The 2656-nt window shown below is 63.0% G+C and carries 3 protein-coding genes; all 3 read left to right on the forward strand.

Going from position 1 to position 2656, the window contains the following annotated elements:
- Positions 1-102 precede the first annotated feature (102 nt).
- On the forward strand, positions 103-1116 hold the full coding sequence (locus SGJ19_21190) for a MoxR family ATPase (protein MDZ4782770.1): 1014 nt from the start codon (positions 103-105) through the stop codon (positions 1114-1116).
- On the forward strand, positions 1113-2093 hold the full coding sequence (locus SGJ19_21195) for a DUF58 domain-containing protein (GenBank protein MDZ4782771.1): 981 nt from the start codon (positions 1113-1115) through the stop codon (positions 2091-2093). Before SGJ19_21190 ends, SGJ19_21195 begins: the two co-directional genes overlap by 4 nt.
- Positions 2090-2656 (forward strand): BatA domain-containing protein (locus SGJ19_21200; protein ID MDZ4782772.1); only part of this gene is annotated, 567 nt, incomplete at its 3' end. The genes SGJ19_21195 and SGJ19_21200, both read left to right, overlap by 4 nt.

Raw genomic sequence — 2656 nt, forward strand, 5'->3', positions numbered from 1 at the left:
CCTACTTCACCTACTCCCTACTTCACCTACTCCCTACTTCACCTACTCCCTACTTCACCTACTCCCTACTTCACCTACTCCCTACTTCACCCGAGCTCGCCTGTGCTGACTGATACTGACGCCTTCGACGTGGAACGGCAAGTCGTGGAACACCTGCGCGAGAGTCGCGGGCGCATCGCGACTGAGTTGGGGAAGGTGATCATTGGTCAAAAGGAAGTCACCGACCAACTGCTGATCAGTCTGTTCGCCGGCGGGCATTGCCTGATCACCGGCGCGCCGGGCTTGGCGAAGACGTTGCTGGTGCGGACGATCGCGCGAATCTTCGCGCTCAAGTTCCAGCGGATCCAATTCACTCCGGACTTGATGCCGCCCGATATCACCGGCACGGAGATTTTGGAAGAGACCGGCGACGGCCGCCGGCGGATGCAGTTCGTGCCGGGGCCGATTTTCGCGAACGTAATTTTGGCCGACGAGATCAATCGCACGCCGCCGAAGACGCAGGCGGCGCTGTTGGAAGCCATGCAAGAGCATCAGGTCACGGCGGCCGGCGTGCGGTATCCGCTCGAAGAGCCGTTTTTCGTGCTGGCGACGCAGAACCCGATCGAGATGGAAGGGACATATCCGCTGCCGGAGGCGCAGCTCGATCGGTTCATGTTCAATGTGATCGTCGACTATCTGCCGGAAGACGACGAAGTGACGGTCGTGCGGCAGACGACTTCGCGCCAGCCCGAGGCGATCGAGGCGCTGTTCGACGGTGAGCATGTGTTGCGGTTCCATGAAGTCGTTCGCAAAGTGCCGATCGCCGAAGAAGTGGTGCGGTATGCGGTGCGGTTGGCGGCGGCGTCGCGGCCGGGGCAAACGGGCACGCCGGAATTCGTCAATCAATGGGTCAACTGGGGCGCGGGCTTGCGGGCGCCACAAAGTCTCGTGCTTGGCGCGAAGGCGCGGGCGCTATTGGCGGGGCGCTATCACGTCTCGCCGGACGATATCCGCGCGCTCGCACATCCGACGCTCCGGCATCGCATTCTGCTGAACTACCGCGCGGAGGCCGACGGCGTTTCGGTCGACGGTTTGATTGATCGCTTGCTCGAACATGTGCGAGGGCCCCAGGCGTGAGCACCGTCGCACGCAACACGGCCGGCGGGTCGCGCTCCTCGGGGGCGGCGTCCGGGTTTATCGACCCGGCGACGTTGATGCGAATCAAGAGCCTGCAAATGCGGGCGCAGGCGGTGGTCGATGGGTTCATGTCGGGAATTCATCGCAGTCCCTATTTCGGATTCTCGGTCGAATTCAGCGAATACCGGCAATACAGCCCCGGCGACGATCCGCGGTATCTGGATTGGCGGTTGTATGCGCGGTCGGATCGCTATTACTTGAAGCGGTTCGAGGACGAGACGAACCTGCGCTGCTATTTGCTGGTCGATACCAGCCGCTCGATGGGCTATTCGTCGATCGCGTATACAAAGAGCGACTACGCGCGGACGGCCGCGGCGACGATCGCCTATTTTCTGTCCACCCAGCGCGACGCAGTTGGCTTGCTGACGTTCGAGGACGAGGTCGTCGGATATTTGCCGCCAAGGTATCGCCCGGGCCATTTGCGGCACGTCATGGCTGCTTTGCAGCGGGAGCCGGAAGGGCGCGCGACGGATCTGGTCGCGCCGCTCAAGCAGATCGCCTCCACGGTGCGGAAGCGCGGGCTGGTGGTGATGATTTCCGATTTGCTCGCGCCGGTCGACGTGTTGGCCACGCACTTGGGGTATTTGCGCTCGCAGGGGCACGAAGTCATCTTGCTGCGCGTGCTGGATCCCGCGGAAATGACGTTCGAGTTTCAGACGCCGGCGATGTTTCAGGATATTGAATCGCAACGCGAGTTGTACGTGGATCCGCTGGCGGCCAAGGCCGGGTACTTGGAGCGGTTCAATGCGCACGCGGACGCGCTGCAGAAGATTTGCGAGAACCAGGGGATCGAGTTGGTGACGATCCGCACCGATCGCGCTTTGGAAATGGTGCTGTTCGACCTGTTGCGACTGCGGATGAGTCGTTCGCGACGTGCCGCGCGGCGACCCAGCGGGCGCGGGGGAGGTCGCGGATGAGCTTGCTCGCCCCGCTATTCTTGTTCGGCGCGTTCGCGATCGCGGCGCCGGTGTTGTTTCATCTCATCCGGCGCTCGCCGCAAGGTCAGCTGCCGTTCAGTTCGTTGATGTTTCTCGCGCCGTCGCCGCCACGATTAACGCGACGGAGCAGGCTCGATCACTTGTTGCTGCTGTTGTTGCGGGCGGCGGCGTTTTGTCTGTTGGTGCTGGCTTTTGCCCGGCCGTTCTTGCGCGAGGCCGCGGCGCTGAATCGCGAGGCGGCCGATCGACAGCGCGTAGTCGTGCTCGTGGATACAAGCGCCAGCTTGCGGCGCGGAGATTTGTGGGAGCAGGCGCTCGCGGCAGCGGAAGCCACGCTGGCGAAGTTGCGTCCGCAGGACGAATGGGCGGTGCTAGCGTTCGACCAAGGGACGCGGCCGGTCGTGGGTTTCGCCGAGTTGGCGGCGCTCGATCCCGGGCAGCGGCCAGCGTTGGCAATGAGCCGATTGAGGGAGCTGACACCGACTTGGCAATCGACGGAGTTGCCCGAAGCATTGATCGACGCGGTGGGCGCGGTGAACGAG

It is taken from the genome of Planctomycetia bacterium (genome assembly GCA_034440135.1).
Lineage (GTDB): Bacteria > Planctomycetota > Planctomycetia > Pirellulales > JALHLM01 > JALHLM01.